The organism is Chitinophaga sp. W2I13, from assembly GCF_050434005.1.
Classification (GTDB): Bacteria; Bacteroidota; Bacteroidia; order Chitinophagales; family Chitinophagaceae; genus Chitinophaga.
Window position 1 is genome coordinate 1,278,297 of the sequence record NZ_JBNPWD010000001.1, and the last position, 21,893, is coordinate 1,300,189.

At 44.4% G+C, this 21,893-nt stretch carries 16 protein-coding genes; 5 read left to right on the top strand and 11 right to left on the bottom strand.

The genetic code is table 11. The annotated features are described in order from the left end of the window. Nucleotides 1–8: 8 nt before the first annotated feature. Nucleotides 9–1,085 (bottom strand): FecR family protein, encoded by a 1,077-nt coding sequence (locus tag QFZ48_RS05155; protein WP_429061401.1) that lies wholly within the window; start codon nucleotides 1,083–1,085, stop codon nucleotides 9–11. Between the two features lie 85 nt (nucleotides 1,086–1,170). Then, nucleotides 1,171–1,740: an RNA polymerase sigma-70 factor gene (locus QFZ48_RS05160; protein WP_370909602.1), complete on the bottom strand. Its 570-nt coding sequence runs from the start codon at nucleotides 1,738–1,740 to the stop codon at nucleotides 1,171–1,173. 188 nt (nucleotides 1,741–1,928) lie between these two features. Here QFZ48_RS05160 and QFZ48_RS05165 point away from each other — a divergent pair, with 188 nt between their 5' ends. The 5 genes from QFZ48_RS05165 to QFZ48_RS05185 all read left to right on the top strand — a co-directional run bounded on the left by QFZ48_RS05165 (nucleotide 1,929) and on the right by QFZ48_RS05185 (nucleotide 10,238). Continuing rightward, a complete protein-coding gene (locus QFZ48_RS05165) occupies nucleotides 1,929–5,273 on the top strand; it encodes an RHS repeat domain-containing protein (RefSeq protein ID WP_429061403.1) in 3,345 nt (1,114 codons plus the stop codon). Between the two features lie 187 nt (nucleotides 5,274–5,460). Further along, the gene (locus QFZ48_RS05170) at nucleotides 5,461–6,156 is read left to right on the top strand and encodes a DUF6443 domain-containing protein (RefSeq protein WP_429061405.1); all 696 of its coding nucleotides are present in this window, start codon (nucleotides 5,461–5,463) and stop codon (nucleotides 6,154–6,156) included. Then, a complete protein-coding gene (locus tag QFZ48_RS05175) occupies nucleotides 6,117–9,212 on the top strand; it encodes a hypothetical protein (RefSeq protein ID WP_429061406.1) in 3,096 nt (1,031 codons plus the stop codon). Before QFZ48_RS05170 ends, QFZ48_RS05175 begins: the two co-directional genes overlap by 40 nt. Nucleotide 9,213: 1 nt before the next feature. Then, on the top strand, nucleotides 9,214–9,732 hold the full coding sequence (locus QFZ48_RS05180) for a M91 family zinc metallopeptidase (RefSeq protein ID WP_429065462.1): 519 nt from the start codon (nucleotides 9,214–9,216) through the stop codon (nucleotides 9,730–9,732). Between the two features lie 2 nt (nucleotides 9,733–9,734). Then, a complete protein-coding gene (locus QFZ48_RS05185; protein WP_429045231.1) occupies nucleotides 9,735–10,238 on the top strand; it encodes a hypothetical protein in 504 nt (167 codons plus the stop codon). Between the two features lie 58 nt (nucleotides 10,239–10,296). Here QFZ48_RS05185 and QFZ48_RS05190 read toward each other — a convergent pair whose 3' ends face one another. From QFZ48_RS05190 to QFZ48_RS05230, 9 genes are all read right to left on the bottom strand, one after another. Beyond that, on the bottom strand, nucleotides 10,297–11,118 hold the full coding sequence (locus QFZ48_RS05190; RefSeq protein ID WP_429065465.1) for an ABC transporter permease: 822 nt from the start codon (nucleotides 11,116–11,118) through the stop codon (nucleotides 10,297–10,299). Nucleotides 11,119–11,127: 9 nt separating this feature from the next. Continuing rightward, complete coding sequence (locus QFZ48_RS05195; RefSeq protein ID WP_429061408.1) at nucleotides 11,128–12,654, bottom strand: ABC transporter permease; 1,527 nt, start codon at nucleotides 12,652–12,654, stop codon at nucleotides 11,128–11,130. 599 nt (nucleotides 12,655–13,253) lie between these two features. Continuing rightward, entirely contained in the window at nucleotides 13,254–13,655 is a 402-nt protein-coding gene (locus tag QFZ48_RS05200; RefSeq protein ID WP_429061409.1) for a hypothetical protein, read from the bottom strand. Next, nucleotides 13,639–14,388: a class I SAM-dependent methyltransferase gene (locus tag QFZ48_RS05205; RefSeq protein WP_429061411.1), complete on the bottom strand. Its 750-nt coding sequence runs from the start codon at nucleotides 14,386–14,388 to the stop codon at nucleotides 13,639–13,641. The genes QFZ48_RS05200 and QFZ48_RS05205 overlap by 17 nt, the downstream gene beginning before the upstream one ends. After that, complete coding sequence (locus QFZ48_RS05210; RefSeq protein ID WP_429061413.1) at nucleotides 14,376–15,113, bottom strand: DUF2071 domain-containing protein; 738 nt, start codon at nucleotides 15,111–15,113, stop codon at nucleotides 14,376–14,378. The genes QFZ48_RS05205 and QFZ48_RS05210 overlap by 13 nt, the downstream gene beginning before the upstream one ends. Continuing rightward, nucleotides 15,097–15,477 (bottom strand): DoxX-like family protein, encoded by a 381-nt coding sequence (locus QFZ48_RS05215; protein WP_429045224.1) that lies wholly within the window; start codon nucleotides 15,475–15,477, stop codon nucleotides 15,097–15,099. The genes QFZ48_RS05210 and QFZ48_RS05215 overlap by 17 nt, the downstream gene beginning before the upstream one ends. Nucleotides 15,478–15,560: 83 nt before the next feature. Then, complete coding sequence (locus tag QFZ48_RS05220) at nucleotides 15,561–17,042, bottom strand: glycoside hydrolase family 32 protein (protein ID WP_429061414.1); 1,482 nt, start codon at nucleotides 17,040–17,042, stop codon at nucleotides 15,561–15,563. Nucleotides 17,043–17,060: 18 nt separating this feature from the next. Next, a complete protein-coding gene (locus tag QFZ48_RS05225) occupies nucleotides 17,061–18,779 on the bottom strand; it encodes a RagB/SusD family nutrient uptake outer membrane protein (RefSeq protein WP_429045221.1) in 1,719 nt (572 codons plus the stop codon). An 18-nt stretch (nucleotides 18,780–18,797) separates the two neighbouring features. Further along, nucleotides 18,798–21,872, bottom strand: coding sequence for a SusC/RagA family TonB-linked outer membrane protein (locus QFZ48_RS05230; RefSeq protein ID WP_429061415.1), 3,075 nt, complete (start codon nucleotides 21,870–21,872; stop codon nucleotides 18,798–18,800). Nucleotides 21,873–21,893 lie beyond the last annotated feature (21 nt).

The window sequence follows — 21,893 nt, forward strand, 5'->3', positions numbered from 1 at the left end:
CGGAAATATTACTGGTTAATAATAATTTCAGTACCGTGGATGGTATAATTAAATGCGGCAGTCATTTGTAATGCCTGCAACGCCTGTTGAATATTTTCCTGTGCAAACACGCCCGTGAACCGCAGCTCTTCTTTCTTTTTATCTGCAAACTGAATAGTTACCCCATACCAGCGTTCCATGCGGGCGGCCAGCGATGCAAATGACTCATCACGGAATACGAGTTTATTTTCCATCCAGGAAGTTTCTACAATGGCATCTTCTTTTTCAGCATAGTAAGTAAGATGTTTTACCGCCATCACCGGATCATTGGTTTTTACCGTGTGTAAAGAGTCATCTGATACCAGGATTTTCTCTGTGGGTTTCAGGATGATCCGTTCACCGGGGCGGCTGGCGAGGGAAGCTTCAATGCTGCCCTGCAGCAGTGTGGCTTCTGTCATTTTATCTCCCGGGTAAGCCTTCAGGTTAAACCGGGTACCCAATACTCTCACATCCATGCGGGCAGTATGGATAATAAAAGGATAATCTGCGTTTTTAGCGATATCAAAAAAGGCTTCGCCGCTAAGGTTTACTTCGCGGTTGCTGTTGCCAAAATCTTTGCTGTAGGTAAGTTTACTGCCGGCGTTGAGCCATACATGTGAGCCATCGGGCAATTGTATAGAAGTGCGGGAACCGTTGCGGGTGGATACTTCGCTGATGGCCGGTGCATGTACCGCTTTTCCCGCAGGCCACCACCAGGTGGCTGCTGCAATGAGGATGCCGGCAACTGCAGCGGCAGCCAGGTAACGCAGCCATGGACTTCTTGTCCGGGTTTCCAGCTGGAAAATGGCAGACTGCTGTTCTTCTGCAGATAAACCAATAGCTATCCCCTTCTCCTGCATACGCCCAATAAGACGGGTATGCGCGTCCTCTCCCTCTGCCCTGTCGGCCGGATCAGGCGTGGTTTTCCAGATATCTGTAATGGCTTCCACGGGAAAGTGAAGATCAGGGTTGGCACGCAATAAACCTTCCAGCTCCTGCAGTTCTTCTGCAGATGCTTCTCCGGCCAGTTTCCTGCCAATCAATTCCCATACGCGCTTATTATTCATAACGTTTCGATAGCTACTCTGTATATAGGTACCATTTGAAATCAATATCTACTAAAGGAAACAAAAATATTTTCCGGGCGGGGTATCAGCGGGAGGATTTCTTCAGCTGCACATTCAATACCCTGGCTATTTTAGCGAGGGCAACGGCCAGCTGGTTATCAATGGTTTTAACGGATACATTCAGGATTTCCGCTATTTCTTTATATTTCAGGCCATCTTCACGGATCAGCTTAAAAATGATCTTGCAACGGGGCGGCAGTCCTTCAATGGCGGCCTCAATGCGTGAGAGCATCTCTGCCGTCAGCAGCATTTGCTCCGGGTTCTGGTGCGGGCTTGCCAGCTCTACAGATAATTCATCAATGGTGATAGCAGACTGCTTCTTTTGTTTGAGCAGGTATTTCAGCGAGGTGTTCTTTACGCTTACATAGAGATATACCTGCAGGTTATTCACGTTTTCCAGCTGCTGGCGGCGCTCCCACAGGCTGATAAACACATCGGATACTACTTCTTCGGCTGTTTCGGCAGACTTTACAAAAGAGGTGGCAAACTTCAGCAGCGGCTTATAGAAGCGCAGGAACAGTTCCCTGTACGCCACTTCGTCGTCGTATGAGCTGATACGACGCTGCCATTCCTTTATTTCGTTTGCGTGGAACATAAAGTGAAAAGTGATTAGCTGCTTCTATGGACAAAGTAAAGAAAAAAAACAATGCGGGCGTGGGATGAGGGTGGTTTAATCGTTTTTAGAAGATCCTTTGTCCCAAAAAAATACAAGAGGAAGAAATTATAATATTATATTGGTGAAGGAATTATACCCTACCTTTTATTTGTTAACTGATTTTTTATATGTATCCCTATAAGTTACGTTCTTTCCTGACCTTTTTTGTTTTATTCCTTTGTGTTGGAACTATTGTGAATGCCCAGGATTCCCTGTACCGGGGTGCAAAGGTAATTCCTCCATCGCCTACGTCGGCATCACTGGGGAAATATGGTAATACACCAGTAAGTTTGTACAAAGGCACTCCTAACATTTCCATTCCAATGTACAACATCAGTACTGCCGACCAATCGCTGGACATTGGACTACAGTATGATGCCAGCGGAACAAAGGTAGCCCAGGATGCTTCTCTGGTAGGATTGGGATGGTCTTTAAATGCCGGAGGCGCCATTACCCGGGTGGTACGACAGGGAGATGATTTTTCCGGGCATGGATATTATAATTATGCCGCTTTACCACCAAATACTACCGGCAACGATTATGCGTATGATCCCGCCCGCGAAAACCTCGACAGAGTATATTTTGATGATGTTTATCTGAATCAGGCAGATGCTGAACCTGACGTTTTCAGTTATAATTTTGCCGGTTATTCGGGAAAATTTGTTTTAGGAAAAAGAAATGCCGGTTCCATTGTTTTTTATGATGATAAGAACAATATGGATCTTGTATATATTAGCGGGCATTGGGAGGCAACCGATGCGAAGGGGTATAAATTTTATCTGGGCACTCCTGAGCATACACAAGATTATAGCAGATCTTCTCCGGTTGAGCTGACTTCTTTCAACGGAATAAATGGCCTCAACATGAGCATTAGCTCATTTCCCGTAACAGCGTGGTATATCGATTCCATTGTAGCGCCTACTGGTGGAAAAATTACGTTTGAATATATACTCGGCAAAAGCCTGAGCCTTGTGCAGCAGAGTGAAACTCTACAGAAGCTGGGAGGAATAACCCCTGGTTCAAGCGGTTGTTCTCCTGAAATTTACACACAGTTTCAGAGTGAGCAACATTCTTATGACGCAAGCCGCCAGGAATTGCGAGATGTGTATTTAAAACGGATTAATTATATCAATGGCTCAGTAGAAATGAAATACTCGCAGCGGATGGACATTGAATATCTGGCTGACCGTTATCCTGAACAAATAGTACCATCGAAACTGGATAGCATTATCGTAAAGAATGCTATAGGTACAAAGTTAAAAGCGTGGTCGTTTTACTACAACTATTTTAACGGATCATCGATACAAGGGCGGCTAAAGCTTGATTCTATCGTTGAATCAGGTGGCGCCGGAGAAAAAAAGCCTCCTTATGTATTTAGTTATTATGACCTTGGATTGCTACCAGACAAATACAGTAAAGCCGTAGACCACTGGGGATATTATAACGGAATTAATAATTCCACATTTCTTCCGACCAGTGTGTTTATCAACGCTCCATCTTCTTTTTATGGCGCGGACAGAAGTGCCGACACCTTGCATATGTATCCAATGAACGGGGTATTGTCCAATATAAAATACCCCACAGGAGGCACCACCAAATTTGAATATGAGCTAAACGATTATTCTAATCTCCATGGTGAGCAGGCGTATAGAACTATTTCCAATTCTGCCACTGTCCGTGCCAATCCTGACATAAATCCTCAAGGAGACATTACAGACGTAACTTTTCATATCCCTCCGCCATTAGGCGAACCATATCATCAAATACCTATTACTATTCAATGCAGCTATCAGAAAGTAAATCCTAATGTAAGTGACATTGTCAGCCTTGGATACTCCAACTTCTGGAGAATCAGACCTGATAATAGTTTGGAAATTATAAGCGGATGTACATCCGCCAATTATAACCAACCCAATCCGAGCCCTGTTTTTACGAACAGGAACGTAGACAGCGGCAATTATAAAATACACCTGCTCTCTACTTCCGGGTGGTCATTTTTTATGTCTGTTTCCTGGGAAGAAAAGGAACCCATCCCACTTGATAACCGTAAAGGTGCCGGCATCAGGATCATGAGAATAACAGATGATGATGGCATGGGCACCAAGCGGGTAAAGCGCTACACCTATAAAGGTGACGACGGGAAATCGTCCGGTGTTTTGATGACACCTCCGTTATATGCCTGTCATTACCAAGTGGGCGGCACCGAGTATTATATTGGTATTGGAAATGTATCCAGTTGTAATTTAGTGGCTGATTTTAACGCAGTTCTTGCACAACCCGGGCTTGTTCCCGGACTGTCATCAAAATCCGGCGTATTGGGATATACGAAAGTCACCGAGCTAGATGGCGAAAACGGAGAAAATGGGAAAACTACTTATTACTACCACAACAATGAAGATGCGGTAACCTTGTTCCCAAGCACTCCTACTGTTGGCGATCCATTAAATGGCAAACCCGATTCCGTAATTGTATACAACGCTAACGGGCAACCGGTGAAAAGAAATGATTACACCTATCAGGTAAAGGAAAATGACATTCTAAAGGGCATTAAAATATGGAATGTTATTGCTGCTGAGTCACCAGTTTATTATTATAAGATGAAATATTACGACAATATTTCCAGCTGGACCGTACCAGTTACTGAAAAGGAAACATTGTTTGATGGAACACGCCAGTTGATCACTACTAAAAAATATTATTATGACAATAATACACATAGGTCTCCAACCAGGATAGATATTGATCAAAGTGATGGCCGGCAAATGGTACAAAAGTTCAAACGCCCTGGTGATTATCCGGCAACTACTACTCCATCTTTTGCAAATCAAATGAAAAGTGTACATCTGATCAGTCCCGTACTGGAATCACAAACCTTTATTCAGAATGGAGCAGATACTAAATTACTTGGCGGCACCTATACCAGTTATAAGAAATATAACAGCAGGTTTTTCAAACCTGAAATTGTATATAATATTGAGACCGCAGAACCAGCGACCAATTTGCAGGAATCATCTTTTGCATCCAATGGTACGCCTGTCATGCACCCCGCCTATAAAGCTCAGGCTTACTTCGATGTTTACGACTCGCTCGGCAATGTTCAGGGACTTCATAAAAGCAATGATGCAGCTGAAACGTACTTATGGGGTTACAAGTCAACCTATCCTGTGGCAAAGATCACCGGAGTAGATTATAATACAATTAAACCGTATATCAATCAAAGCCTGTTGAATAATCCTGCGAGTGACCAGCAGCTGCGGGATCATCTGGCAGCTCTGAGGCTTCAGTTCCCTGCAGCGCTCATTACTTATTATACCTATCTTCCACAGATAGGCATAACAAGTGAAACTGATCCTACAGGAAAGGCCACTTTCTATGAGTATGACGGGCTGGGCAGATTAATAAGAATTAAAGACAGCGATGGCAAAATACTCAAAGTGTTCAACTATCAATATCAGCAACCTATATCTCAATAACACCCGGTATATGTGTAATACTTTCTTAGGATTCGCATCCCCAATTTTTGTTGTTTGTTTACTGGGAACCGGATTATTATATGGTCAGGTCCCTACATCCAGCCAGCCTCCGGCAGCGACACCAATAGCTTTACCAGCGGTCTACACAAATACCGCTATTAATTATATACGAACCTGGGAACCTTCCATGCCATCCTCTGATCCGGCCGTAGTAACGGCAACGGCAAGAACAACCGCAGAAGTAAAACAGTCGACCCAATACTTTGATGGACTAGGAAGATTAGTTCAAAGCGTGGCAAAAGGGGCCAGTGGCACAGGAAAGGATCTTGTATCGCCCGTGGTGCATGATGCATTTGACCGTGAGGTCTTAAAATATCTGCCCTACGCCCCTCAATCCGGAAATACGAGTGACGGGAAATTCAAGACCACACCATTTGCAGCGCAACAGACCTTTTATCAGAACAGCACGCTGCTTCCAGGTGTAGCTGGAGAAAAAGTGTTTTATGCCAGAACAGATTATGAAGCATCTCCACTAAACAGGGAGCTTAAACAGTATGCACCTGGTAACAGTTGGGCAAAGATCGATGCCGCCACAGGTGAAGTTGGTGGTAATCTCCCTGTAATAATCTCGCAGCAGATAAATACGCTTGCTGATTCTGTCAGATTATGGAGAATGATTCCTGGATCAGCTATCCCTACCACTACTGCCATATACGATGCAGGACAATTATACAAGAATATAATTACAGACGAAGCAAAAAACCAGGTAGTTGAGTACAAGGACAAAGCCGGCCGGGTCATACTAAAAAGGTTCAACAACTGGCTGCTATCGGTACTGCTCACATGGGATGGTTATGTACCTATTATATATACGATGACCTGAATAATCTGCGTGTCGTGGTCTCCCCCCGGGCAACGGCAGCTATCACAGGCAACTGGAGCCTGACTGCCGCCTTGATGGCAGAACTATGTTTTGTTTATCGATATGATGAAAGACAGCGGATGATCGTAAAGAAAATACCTGGTTCAGACTCCACCGAACTGGTATACGACGTGCGGGACAGAGTTGTATTCTCGCGTAATGGTAATATGAAAGGCGAAAATTGGTTAGTTACTTTTTACGACAATATAAATCGACCTGTTATGACAGCCTTATATAATTCGGCTGCTGAAAGATCTGCATTACAAAGTACCATGAACAACGCCACTTCCAATACGCAAACATTGCCTTATACTTTCCCTGCAGCAACAGACCTTGTTCTGAATAACCACGACGGTACCCCACTTTACCAGGCAACACAGAGCATTACCATGACGGATGGCTTTGATACAGGCACCGGCATGGAAATGACAGCAGAGATCAGTGCCACTGCCAACAATGGAATTATATCCCTTACTATTACCAATCCATTACCGAATATTCCAGCTGCTTCGTTAACACCACTTACCTATCTTTTCTATGGAAATTATACTTTCCCCGGAAAACAAAACTATGTTGCCGGCGATAAGGACAAAGTAGAAGCAGGCGGTAATCCCTACCCGGAAGCATTACCGGCCACACCAGCAACAACAGTAAATGGTATGCTCACCGGTACAAAAACCAGGATACTTGGCACAGATCAATGGCTTACTACTACGAATTACTATAATACTAAAGAAAGATTGATACAGTCAGTATCCAATAATATTACCGGTGGAACCGAGGTTAACACCAACCTCTATGATTTTAACGGAAAGCTACTGAGTAATTATTACCGGCATCGCAACCAAAGAAGCAGCGCCACCCCGCAAACTACTTTACTAACAATCCTCGTCTATGATGCTACCGGCAGGGTTGCCAGTATCAAAAAACGTTTAAACGATGTGGTGTCCCAGGAGAAAACCATTGAAATGAATGCTTATAATGAATTAGGGCAACTGGCAAGTAAACGATTAGGTATTAATGGGTCAGGACAACTCGAAACATTAAATTACGAGTACAATATCCGTGGATGGCTCAAAAGTATTAACAAAGGCTTTGTAAACAGCGACCAAAGCACTGCCAACTGGTTTGGACAGGAATTAAGCTACGATTACGGGTTTGATGGGCCACAATATACGGGCAACATTGCCGGAGCGAAATGGAAAAGCAAATCGGATGGCAAAGCACGCGCTTATGGATATAGTTACGACAAAGTAAACCGATTGACAGGGGCAAATTTTACAGAAAACAACAGCGGAGTCTGGAATCGTACTACCAATGATTTTTCTGTTAGTAACCTCTCCTATGATGCAAATGGAAATATCAATACCATGAACCAATCCGGGAAACGGGGTAGTTCTTCAGGAGTAATCGATCAGCTGACTTATACCTATCAAAGTAACAGCAATAAGCTAATGAAAGTAAAGGATGTAATTCCTGTTTCCACTGATAAACTAGGTGATTTTGAAGATGGCATCAATACCAACGATGATTACGCATATGATGCAAACGGAAATCTGATAAAAGATGAAAACAAGAAAATAAATACCATTAGCTATAATCATCTCAATTTAGCAGAAACAATAGCTATCACAGAGAAAGGGGAAATTTCTTACTTATATGATGCTAATGGTACAAAGCTCAGAAAGATAGTTGCAGACAACACTGGCACGATTAACCGAATGATTACCACCGACTATATAGATAATTTTGTATATCAGAATGACACACTTCAATTTATCGGTCATGAAGACGGCCGTATACGGCCGGTGTACGTTGTCAATCAACCTGTCAGCTATTGGTATGATTACTTTCTGAAAGATCATCTTGGCAATGTAAGAATGGTTCTCACCGAACAATCCGATCTTTCAGTGTATGCCGCCTCTATGGAAACGGCAAATGCTGCTACTGAAACCCAGCTATTCAGCAATATTGACAATACCCGTATTGCCAAACCAGCAGGTTATCCAGCCACAGACAGCAGTAATAAAAGCGTAGCTAAGTTAACACCCACCGGTAATGGAAAAAAAACAGGGCCATCACTCGTACTCCGGGTAATGGCTGGTGACACTATTGCCGTTTCTACCAATGCATTCTATAAATCCACTGGTCCCCAAAAGGATAAAGCGCCTTCTTCTGCCACCAATATGCTGGCAGATCTTATACAGACTTTCGGTGGTAACGCAGCCACTACAGGCACACACGGAAACTCTAATGCAGGATTGTCGGCACCATTTACCAGCAGCTTCTATAACAACGACTATCAGCAATTGAAAGAAAAAGAGCCTGATCAGCAAAACCCCGATAGACCCAAAGCTTATCTTAATTTTGTTTTGTTTGATGATCAGTTTAAATTAGTGGAAGAAAATAGCGGTGTAAAGCGGGTAACTGCATCTCCCGATGAGTTGCAGAAATTGATAAAGGACAAGATGCCCATAAAGAAAAGTGGATTCCTGTATGTATATACCAGCAATGAAAGTAACCAGGATGTATATTTTGACGATGTGGTGGTAACCCAGGCATCGGGTCCATTACTAGAGGAGACGCATTATTATCCGTTTGGGTTAACGATGGCAGGGATTAGCAGCTCCGCTATTAAAGGGCCTAACTATCCGGAGAATAAATATAAATACAACAAGGGGGCTGAACTACAAAATAAGGAGTTTAGTGATGGTAGTGGTTGGGAGATGTATGCTACGCCAATAAGAAGCCTTGACCCACAGTTAGGCAGATGGTGGCAGGTAGACCCCAAGCCAGACTATGCACAGAGTTTATACTCTGCAATGTATAATAATCCAATTAGCTTTAATGATCCATTAGGTGATACCGCGAGAATACAATTTAGGACGGGATTTTTGGGATTAGGTGGTAGAAAGAAAGTAGATTATAATGGAGGGAAATTAACAAATACAGACGGTTCTGCTTATACTGGTAAAGTAAAGGGGTTCTTAAAGAAAGCTGTTGCTGGTTTAAAATAAAATTTCTTCAGGGGGACCTACCGGAAAGGGTTTGATAAATGATATTGTGAACAGTAAAGAAACAGTAAACATTATGAAAGGCAGTAATAGTTTTAACGCAAATGATAACGCAACAGGAATGACAAATGTGGTGCGTTGGACCCCAAGTAGTACCAATGGTGGGCCTGATGCCTCTTTAAATCAAAACAGACCTGCTTTTATTGGATTAGGGCATGAATTAGCTCATGCTGACGACCAGATATCGGATGGTAAAGTTGATTATAGTACTTGGTACACCACTTCTGGAGGGATTAATATACCTAAGGCTGAAATTTATTCTACACACATTGAAAGCCTTTTGCGAGCTGAGAACGGAATAAATTTAAGAGCTTTTTATAGTATAGGGCAGAATGCGGCAGGTGCGCCTATTGGAGAGGGTAGCGTATTAATACCTGGAACTAGAACAAATGCAAACTATCCAATTATCAGTAATATGTCTTTTTCACCGTTCGGATTAATCCCGATACCTTATACTTATTGATTATGAGAATCTGTATATTACTATTATTATTTAGTTTGGGCATAAGCCTAATGAGCAAAGCGCAGAATGATATTGATACATCACATAAATTTAGCGTAATCTATCTCCCTTCTTATTATAAAGAGAAAGGAGTGATTTTTAATAAAGATTACGTTGTCGGAGTTGAAATGCAAAATTTTAAATTAAGATATACGCCGACAAAAGACGACATAATAAAAGCAGAACAAATTTTCAATCAAAAGCATAATGAGGCACAAAAAGCAACTGTTGATACCAAAGTATTTTTTTGCCATTGGGTAAGACAATACGTGGGGTTTATAGATACTAATGGTGATAAGAATATTCTTTTACAACTTATTGACAATACAAAAGCAAGAAAAATAAATCGGTTATTGGGAAAAAATTGGGAAACTGTTTTTACCATTATGCTATCAGATAGTTTTTATAGTGTAAGCAAAAGGGTCAGGATTAATATAGATAGAAGCGAAATATCAGATAAACTATAACTATACCGTTAAAGAAAAATTTTTTCTCGCTGATCAATTCAGGGCTCCCCCCATCTATCTACTCACTTCTCAAACTCTTTACAGGATTCACAATAGCTGCTTTTACAGACTCATAACTCACTGTTATCCACGCTATGGTTAATGCCGCTAATGAAGCCATCAGGAAAATAGCCCAGCCAACATTTACACGATAAGCGAAACCGCCGAGCCACTTATTGGTGGCAAACCAGGCAATGGGTATTGCAATTACAATGGCAATCAGGATAAGCTTTGTAAATCCTGTTGATAACAGATATACTACATTGAATACAGATGCTCCCAGCACTTTTCTAACGCCTATTTCCTTAGTGCGTTGCTCCGCCATAAATGCCGATAGGCCATACAAACCCATACAGGAAATAAAAATGGCTATCATCGCAAATACATTAAACAGGCTACCCATTTGTTGCTCGCCTTTGTATAAATTATTAATGTCCTGGTCAACAAAACCGTAAGAGAAGGGGAAAGCGGGATTAAGCTGTTTGCTTATTTTCTCCAATGCCTGGATGGTGGCTGCCGCTTTTCCGGGTTGGGTACGCACCAGCACTATTCCTCCATTCCATTTATTGAACGCAAGGATCATTGGCTCAATGGCCGTTTGCGCCGGTTTATAATTAAAATCCTTTACTACGCCTACAATAGTTCCTTTATCGCCCGAAAACGTAAGTGATTTACCAATGGCCGCCGCCGGGGTCATCCCCATAATTTTTGCCGCTTTTTCATTAATCACATAATTACCTGAGTCAGCAAATTCGGTAGCAGACAAAGCCCGTCCGCTTACCATTTTCATTTGAAGAACGTCGAAGAAACCCTCCGTTACCCATGTTTTTGAAAACCAGATGTTCTTATCCTACAAGGCCATTCCCTCCCACTCTATCCCGGTGGTGCTGCTCGTCAGATTGGATATTGGATCGGTGATAGCAGTAAAATTTGCAGTAAGCGGGTTCGCTTTGAGCTCCGCGTTCAATGCCAGTTGCTTGTCTCCCATTTCGCCGGTCATCGGCATATAAAGCAGGTTCGATTTATTAAAACCGATATCCCTGTTTTTGATATAATTCAATTGTTTGTATACTACAGCCGTGCCGGCGAGTAATGCGATCGAAACAACAAATTGCATTATCACTAACCCATTACGAAAATATAGATTCCCTCCACTCATTTTCATGCTTCCCTTCAGCACCTCCACGGGCTTAAATCCGGATAGAAATAAAGCAGGATAACTGCCGGAAACAAGCCCTGTAAATAATGCGATGCCGAGCAGCAATGCGATTAATTTTCCATCCAATAGTTGTATAGAAAGTTCTTTGCCAGCCAGGTTATTAAAAACAGGTAGCAACAGGCATACAATGCCAACAGCCATTAACATGGCCATAAAAGAAATGAATAATGACTCGCCGAGGAACTGACCGATAAGTTGCCCGCGACCCGCACCTACCGCCTTTCGCAAGCCCACTTCTTTTGCCCTGCGTTCCGACCTTGCGGTAGCCAGGTTCATAAAGTTGATACAGGCTACCGCCAAAATAAACAACGCAACAATAAAAAATATGTTTACATATTGGATATTGCCCTGGCCGGGCAAATTAGTTTGGTAATCAGAACGCAGATGAATATCAGTTAAAGCCTGCAGTTTCATATCAGGTTGATTTTCCTTTACGTGCTCTCCAAAAATTTTATTTACTTGCCTGCTAAGGCCGGCCAGGGCGGCCGGCGTAGCCTTGAAATTTTCATCAAGTTGTACATAGTCATAGAAATCATAACTAGCCCAGATGTTCCGGCGTAAACGCCAATCGGTCTGTGCAATGGCAGACAGCGGCATAATAAAATCAAATTGCAGATGCGAGTTTGCCGGAATATTTTTGAGCACGCCTGTAACTTCCACATTATCTTTGTTATCCCTTTTTAAAATTTTCCCAATTGGATCTTCATTGCCAAAATATTTCTTAGCCATATCTTCCGTAATTAAAACAGCATCAGGCCGTATTAATGCGGTTTCGGCATTTCCGTTTAACAGGGGAAATGAGAATACCTGCAACAGGGAAGAATCGGCATAGAAGACGGCTTTTTCTTCAAACTTTTTTGTACCCGTTTCAAAAACGGTAGGAGTAGGCTGACTAAAGCGTACAAAGTTTTTTATAGCAGGAATTCTTGCTTTAAGTTCGGGAACCATGGGCCCGGAATTTGTTGCACCACCAGCCGTAAGGCGGTAGATAGTACCCGCGTTTTTATGGAATTTGTCGTAGCTCAACTCATGCTGCACCCAAAGCAAAATGAAAATGCTGCAAGCCATGCCAATGGCCAATCCTGCAATATTAATTGTAGCGAAGGCCTTATGCCGGACGATGTTTCTGAAAGCAATCTTGAAATAGTTCTTTAACATGGCTGTTTTATTAGGTTTCCAGACTCCCTGGCAGGAATGCCCAAAGAAATGCCAAATAACAATTCATTATTACTTGATTTTTTATAGATATGGTATTTATTTAAACTGTCCGTTTATGAACTGGGGATGTTCACTTTCAGGAGATGATAATGCAGCTAATACTTCTCCCATACTTCTTGGATACTTCTCGGATACTTAGGAGTCGTGTATGTGTCGTATTCCCCATATATTCCCCATATAGTCCCCTTACATTCATGATACACTCCCCATACATTCATGATACATTCCCCATACACTCATGATACACTCATGATACACTTCCCATACACTCCCTATACACTATGACTCGTCCTGAAATAGGGTCACGTCCTGAAATAGGTTTACACTTTTGTTAGATAATCCTGTTTAAAGTTTACAATATAAGTGTTAAATCTGGAAAAGGTTTATGTTGCGGCGGCATAATCCGGTAAAAATCGGCAAAAACGGCGGATTTGTTTTTACCTGGTTTCACACGTCCATACCTTTATGTTGTATTCCGGGATATAACATTGTACGATCAGATGGGAAACGCTTACTGGCGCGGGTTTTAACAACTGTATTTATACCTCCGTACGGAATACAAGCAGGAAAACAACACTGAAATATCCCCACACCAGTGAAAACAGGATATGCACAGTAGTTTCAAACCGTTTACCCTTCCACAACAACGGCGAGTAAACAAAGAACTGGAAAAGCAGCCGGCATAACCAGAATACAAATAACCCAAACGCCAGCAGATGCCCCAGGCGGGTATGCAGGATGTCGTGGGTTGCATAAATACATCCTATCCCCATCAGCAACACCATCAGCACAATAAAAAAAGTATGCACATACATGATCTGCCTGCTCAAAAGACTGATCGCCGTGAACTCCTTCTTCCAGTTAAAATACCGCGGAAAGAAAATATGTATCAGCGATAATAGCACCAGTATATAACCGGCAATTTTAAGATGCAATTCCATTCTTTTTCAATATAAAGGCCGACAAAAAAGGGGTGATCTTCTTTTCTTTTACGACGATCAGGCCTGCGTTGTTGAATGCCCGATTCCAGGCAGTACGCGAAAAGAAATGCAGGAACCCGATCGTATATGCGATGAAGTTAGGTACATCCCGCAAATGCTCCAGTACCACTATTCTTCCGTCAGCAGACAGGGAGCGACGCAACTCTTTAAAAAAAGTGATCCTTTCCCCTGGATCCCTGATTTCATGCGCCGCCAGCAAAAGAAACACCACATCCGCTGATGCAGGTGCCAGCGGAACAGCGGCCGTGCTGATGATTTTCGTACCAGCATAAGGCACATACCTTTTCCGGGCACGTTCAATAGATACCTCGGTATGCATCTCCGGGTTATAAAAATCAAATACCTGCAAGTCAGCTCCCGGGTATTTATGCGCCAGCAGCTGGCTGGTTTCATCAAACCCTGCGTGGATGTTTACTACACGGCGGCATGGCCGAAGCGCCATATCGTCCAGCCACCGGAAGGTATATAAATCTGAATGGTCGTAAATATACCAGGAGACGACTAACGACGATAAGGTGGCGATGGCAGCTCCACACAACATCAGCCTGGTTAACGTGTATTGCGTGAATAGCAACCCTGCTACCAGTAACAGTAAAAACAACACATAAAAATGCCAGTTAAACCGGATGATATTCACGATGCCCTGAAACGGCGTTCTGTTTACCTTTTCCATAGATCCATTTTTCCTTTTTTCCAGTAGTAGGGAATTTGCCGGATGATAAATGCGTTCGCCAACAGGGCGCCCTGTAACGCAGGCGTGTTCAAAAAACCGGCTTCGCTATGCAACACCGATACCGGTACTGGCATCCAGTTTTCCCGCACACCTTCGATAATCAGCACTTCGCCGGAATGTTCGTTACAGGTAAATGTAAAAGGCAATGGACCTGCAAACCGCCTCGCCTCTTTCCAGTCAGCAAAAGGAGATCCTGCTGGTAATGCTGCTTCAGCACCGGTATCAACCGTGATATTCAACCCAGATGCCACCGATCTAACGGTAACCATATCGTCTTCTCCCGTAATACTGATATCGGTAGTGGTATAACTGTAATGGGTAAACAGGTTACCGAAAAATTCCATCTTCTTACTGTCGGTTTCTGATTTCAAAATATATAAACCGCGTAACCGCTTTCCCACACTATTGGTATAACGCACAAACACCCGGTAACCGGTTAGTACAAAATCATTTCCCATAAATGCCGGGAAGCCTTTAGGCCGCAGGTTCCTCGTTTTCACAATGGCAATGGCTATGAAGGCCCACTGATCCTGGAATATATCCAGCTCCAGTTGCGGAGGTATTAAGGGTTCCAACACCGATACCGGCAACGCATAGGTAAGCACAAGGGAGCTTTCAAAGAACGCTTCCACGGCAAAGGGATGATTTTTAAGAAAGGCTAACATGGGTACTATATTCATTCCGGTAAATGATAAATATAAAAGCGGCAGCGATGATAATATTCATTCTCCCAAACAATAACAGGTCGGGTGCTGCTATAAACTCTATGATGTTCATAGCGGCTACCAGCAGCATTTGCAAAATAACACACCAGCGGGATTTTATCCGGGAAAGTATCCATATCGCCATTCCGGCTTCCAGGACACCGATGATACGGGTCAGTACAGGCGCATGGGATTCGCCAAGTATTCTTGCTACAATTAACTGGTGCCGGGGAACGTAGTTCAGCACTTTACAGTACACGCCATTTATCATCCACACAAGGGCTATTCCGGTGTTAACCACATTTTTTTGCTTACTAAAGGCCATGGGACCAACTTTATCAATACAAGTTAACACAAAAAGCGCCGGTCTCAAAAAAGAGCCGGCGCCTGTCTATAAATAATTCCCCCTTACTTACCCAGGTCCCACGCTTTCAATCCATTCAACTGCACATCGCCGTTTTCTGCAAACACAGCCAGCCCCGTAGCCGCTTTATCCGGGAATATTAAAGTGGTAAGCACTTTCTCCCCGTCGTTTACAAATACCTCTACCGACGATTTATCCAGCAGCACCTGCAACCTGATTTTATTGTTGGCAGATGGAATGCTCATTTGTTGCACGTCTTTTCCATCGCGGATGTAGAGCTCATTCCGTTGTACATTATAGCCTACCACTACATCCTGTGCTATCTTAAAACCAAAATCAGCCGCGCTACCAATGGTAAATTCGGCATCCACCCAATTACTATTGGTATTAAAACCTTTGTCGCTTAATTGCAATTCCTTGCTGTTAAGGGTTTGTGCTTTTAGCTGCAGTTTTTTAGCCGCAGGTAATTTCCGGAGATAGGTACTGATCTCAGCAGATGGCTGTTGAAATAAACGTATACCCGCTGCCGTAGTTTTCAATTGCAGATCACGTGGAATTGACATCTGCCCGCGCCACGGTGAAGTGGGCGTTTCAAATGGCATAAGCCAGCCGATCATCATCTGCCGGTTGTCCGGCAGATGATTGTAAGGAATGGCGGCATAAAAAGTTTTGCCGTAATCTACAAACAACTGGCTTTCCGGCTTGTTGTCATTGGTGAATGTTTTGCCGTCGAAGTCGCCGGTAAAATACTGCATGCCGGTAGCGGCATCAGGGTTACCGGAAGACACCATCAGCAACCATTTCTTTTTCGCCGGGTTGCCGTCTACATACAACGGCGTTAAAGACGGGCACTCCCATATTTTACGGGTATCGCCCTGGTTGCCAAACTCACTCAGCAGCTCCCAGTTCTTCAGGTTTTCAGATGCGTAGAACTGTACTTTATGCTCGGCAGGTACCGCCACCGTCATGAGCCATTTATGCTGATCTTCCAGCCAGATCACGCTGGGATCGCGGAAATCCTTTTTCTGTATGTCTATAACGGGATTGCCGCTGTAGTTGGTGTAGGTTAAACCACCATCATTACTATAGGCAATAAACTGTGATTCCTTTTGCTGCTTCGGCTGATCTGCCGTGTAAATAGCTACAATAGGAGCCTTCCCGTTTTTACCAAAACCGCTGCTGTTATGTTCGTCCAGCACTGCGGAGCCGGAGAAAGCCCAGGTGGTGGTATCTTTCTTTTCTATTTCCGGAATGGCAACAGGCAGGTGTTTCCAGTTAAGCAAATCCCTGCTGGTAGCATGCCCCCAACTCATATGCCCCCACTTGTTTTCAAAGGGATTATGCTGGTAGTACAAATGATACACGCCGTCTATGTAGATCAGTCCATTGGGATCGTTCAGCCAGTTTTTAGGCGCTGTAAAGTGATATACCGGTCTCCATTGCGGAGTAGGCGTGGCATTATCCTGTGCGTGCAGCCATCCGGGTAATAATCCTGCCAGTAATATGGAAAAGAGTTTTTTCTTCATAACAATGATATTTAATTTTTACCAGCCGGTGTTTTGTTTGTATAACCCTTTGCTGTAGTTAATCTGGTTTAATGGTATGGGCAGGTATTCATCCCTGCCTCTTTTGAAGGAAGCATCATTCAGGTGTGACCGGCGTGTTTTTTCCACGGCAAAATAAGCATTGAGATATTCTGCTGCAATACCCCAGCGTACCAGGTCGAAGAAACGGGAACCTTCCATGGCAAATTCCAGCCGCCGTTCCCAGCGTAATGCCTGCCGCGCAAAGTCGGTGGACCAGGTGCAGTTAACGCCCGGCTGATAAGTATTCATCTTATAACTGGAAGTAAAGGTACCATTTGCCTGTTTTAATAAGCCGGTACTGGCAGCCGCTCTTTGCCGCACCTGGTTGATGAGTGGCAGCGCTTCGGCAGCGCGTCCAAGTTCTATCAATGCTTCTGCTTTAAATAACAGCACATCAGCATAACGGATAATCTCCCAGTTTTTGGAGCTCGACATAAAAGGCGGTACCTTCTGAAAAGTAGCATCGCCGGGCAATACCGCTTCTTTGAGGCTCAGGTAGCTACCATATACCTCCGGCGCACGGGCCCAGGCGCGCTGGTACAGAAAAGCAGGATCATATTTGTAAGGATGTCCCGGAATAGCCACGGTATGATCTAAGCGCGGATCAAAGGTGTGCGTATGAAAATCCGCTTCCGTAACGATGTTCACATTATTGAAAGTTTCAAACATCGGCAGCCCGCTGGCGCTTGTTTGAAAAGCATTCACCAGGTTACTGCTGGGCGAATGAAAACCGCAACAACCATAGGCCTGGTTCATCGGGTAATCCAGTGCATGTCCGTAATCGAGGCGGCCTTTAGGCGTGCCGTCATCCTTTGAATACTGGATAGCGAAAAGGGATTCCGGGCCGTTTTCACTTTTCGACAAAAAGTTGTTCGCATAATCAACGGCCAGCTGGTATTTACCGGAAGCGATTACTTCATCGCATAAGGTATTTACCTGTTGCAGCAAAGCCGCATCAATACCGGTTACATGGTTATTCTCATCCTGCTTATAGGCTTCATACAATAATGTTTTGGCCAGGTAAGCTTTTGCGGCGAATTTATTGGCCCTTCCTATTTGCGGTTGTATATCGGGGAGATGGGAAGCGGCAAAAGTAAAATCATCTGCGATCTTCGTCCATAGCTCCACGTTGGAATAAGTGCGGTTGGAAATGGTATCATAGGTTTCCTTTGGCGCATTTTCATCGATGTAGGGCACATACTTGAATAATGTTTTCAGCAGGAAATAATAATGTCCTCTCAGGAACTTCATCTCTGCCTGCCGCACTGTTTTTTCCGGAAATTCGCTTTCATTCACTTTATTTAACCGTGCCAGTGCATCGTTTGCGCGGCCAATGCATACATACAGACGAAACCATACCAGGTCGGAGGAACCGTTATCCACCCTGTTCAGGGAAAAGGTTTCATAGAAGTGATAATCGCTGATATCGCCGGCGCCATCACCGCCTTTATATGCATCGCCACTGCGGATATTGCCATAGGGCCACATGCTGGAATAAGGAGCGGTATAGTGATCGTTGCCCAGTGATGCATAGGCGGCGGTCACCATTTTTTCCAGGTTGGCCGGCGAGTTCAGGTCGTCGCCTGAAATAACACCCTGCGGCGTTTGATCCAGGAATTTGCTGCATGCGCCGAGCAACAGGCAGCTGAGTAAAAGGATATATTTTGTGTACTTCATGGTGGCTGTGTTGTGTGTTTAAAAAGACAGGTTTAAACCGATCGTGCCAATCACCGGAATGGGATAGGCATTGTTAGGATTCTCAGGATCGGTGGCAGTAAAACCTTTGTTTTTTAACGTGAGCAAATTGCTGCCCTGCAGATATACCCGTGCTGTTTGTAAACGCTTGCTGAACATATGCTGGAAACTATACCCCAGTTGCAGGTTCCTGAGTTTGAGATAAGAACCTGATTCCAGAAAATAGGTAGATGTCCGGTTTTCATTGTTACGGTCTACCAGCGTGAGCGCAGGTATGGAAGCATTTGGATGTTGCGGCGTCCATGCATCCAGCGTACGTGCGCCCCAGTTAGTTCCCGGCCAGATGGAGGAGAAGTCGGTGTATGTTTTGTAAGTATTATATACCTGGATGCCCTGTATTCCCTGCAGGAAGAAGGTCAGATCAAAGTGTTTATACTCCAGTGTTACATTCAGTCCGTAAGTAAAATCAGGATCTCCTTTGCCGATATAGTCGCGGTCCTTGTCATCGATCACCCCGTCGCTGTTCAGGTCTTTATAACGGATGCGGCCCACGCCCTTCCCGATTTGCGTTGCATAGTCATCTACTTCCTTTTGTGAGCGGAACAATCCATCGGCTACGTACCCGAAGGTGGAATTAATAGAGTGGCCGAGAATGGTTTTATCCTGTCCGTTGCCGGGATAGGAAGTCAATACTTCCGGTGGCAGCCTGGTGATCTTATTGCGATAGGTGGCTACGTTACCTGTAACGGTGAGCGCCAGTTCGGGTGCAATGTTACCGTTATACGACAGCAATACTTCCAGTCCTTTATTTTGCATGGAGGCGCCATTAACGAACTTGGTACCACCTTCGCCGATCACTGCGAGGTAAGCCGGGCTGATAAGGATATCGGATGTCTTCTTAATAAAATAATCCACCGAACCGCTAAGGTGATTATCAAACAAACCAAAATCTATCCCGGCATTAGACTCCATGGTGCTTTCCCATTTCAATGCGGGATTCCCCTGCTGGATCAGTGTATACCCCGATGGTAACTGGCCGGAGCCTGCACCGCCCAGATCATACGCGCTGCCGCTGTCGAAATCCCAGGTGGGATCTATACCATAAATCGCAGAGTACAAAGTGTAGGTAGCGTTGTTGGCAATTTCCTGGTTGCCCGATCTGCCCCAGCCATAGCGGAGTTTCAGGTCCGACAGGAAAGGCAGGTTTTGTTTGATGAAATTTTCTTCACTCACGCGCCATCCGAGAGATACCGCAGGAAACATCCCGAAACGGTTTTCTTTACCAAAGCGGGAAGAGCCATCGCGGCGCAATGTCACCGAAGCGAGGTATTTATTATCGTAAGAATAGTTTGCTTTACCAAAATAAGACAACAACGTATAGCCGCTGCCGGTACCGCCGTTATCTTTATTGGAAGATCCTGCATTCAGGTAAGCATAGTCAATATTTTCGAGCGCGTATCCCTGCCTGCTGGCGTAGAAATTCTGCGCAATATATTTAATCTGTTCCCCTCCCAGCAGGAAATCGAACCGGTGCTTCTGCAGGGCCACATTGTAAGTGAGCGTGTTTTGCCATACCCAGTTACCATTATAATCCTGTGAGGTTTGGGAGAAGTTGGACGGATCAGAAAGGAACCCGGAAGTATACGACTTACGCAGGGTACGCTGATAGGTACCGTTATAATCTATACCATAGCTGCTTTTGAAATGGAGGTTTGGAATAATTTCCAGGTCGGCATATACATTACCAAATAAGCGGAGGAAATTACTTTTGTTCTGCCGGTTATCTTCAATGAGGCGCACAGGATTCTGCCGGTCGGTCATGCCGGGTGCGGGGCCACCCCAGCCACCGTCGACGGTGTGTACCGGCACTACCGGTTGTTGCACCAGCGCGGCGAAGAGAATATCCGTGGCAGGCACCAGCGCATCCCTGATATAGGTAGCCGACAGGTTTTCACCGATCTTCAGCCTGCCTTTAAAAAAGGAATAATCCGTATTAAAGCGGGCGGTTATTTTCCGTTGCTGTGTTTCTTTTACAATGCCTTTGTTGTTATACATGCCTACTGAAAAATAAGAGTTACCTCTTTCGTTACCATTGGCAATAGACACGTTATAGGTTTGCAACAGGGACGTTTGTGCGATCTGGTCGTACCAGTAAGTATCCGCCGGCTTCATGGTTTTGGCGGCATCAATAAATTCTGGCAGATTAATTTTGTTGAGCACCGGGTTGTTGAAATCGCCATTCCAGTCGTATTGGTAAATCTGGTTGTTGTTGGGATCGGTGCGGTCATTTACCGCAGCCTGCCAATAGGCGCGGCCGCGGCCTTCCGTGTTCAGCGTTTTTAACTTGGTACTGTAATCCTGCAAAGAAGCAGATACATCTGCCGTGATGCGGCTGTAGCCTTTCTTCGCTCTTTTGGTGGTAACAATGATCACGCCGTTTGCAGCGCGGGAGCCATAAATGGTGGCAGCAGAAGCATCTTTTAATACCTGGATGGATTCAATATCATTCTGGTTCAGTTCCTGCAATCCTCTTTTGGTAGGAATACCATCTACTACATACAGCGGATCGTTGTTGCCCAGCGTGCCGATACCGCGGATACGTACCGTGGCATTGCTGTTAGGATCGCCGTTGGAAGTAATGAATACGCCGGGAACGCGACCCTGCAGGGCTTTCACCGGGTTACCGAGCGGAATGTCTTTTATTTCGCTCACATTCACTACTGATACGGCGCCGGTAAGATCGGCTTTTTTCTGTGTCTGGTAACCGGTTACGATCACCTGGTTTAAATCGGTGGCATTATCTTCCATTTCTACGGACATACTGCCTTCCGAAGCTTTCAGCGACATTGGCTTCATGCCGATATAGGAGAAGTTGAGCACTTCCCCCACGGCAGCCGGTAATGTAAATTGCCCGCTGCCGTTGGTAATGGTGTTCCTGTTGCCCGACTGTACGGTTACGCCGGGCAAAGGCGTTCTGTTTTGTTTACTGATAACGGTACCGGTGATGTTTCGTTGCTGTGCAATGGCGAAGAGGCCGAACAGCAACATCGGTAATAAGTAAAACAACTTTTTCATAATGGAATTTGTGAAATGGTG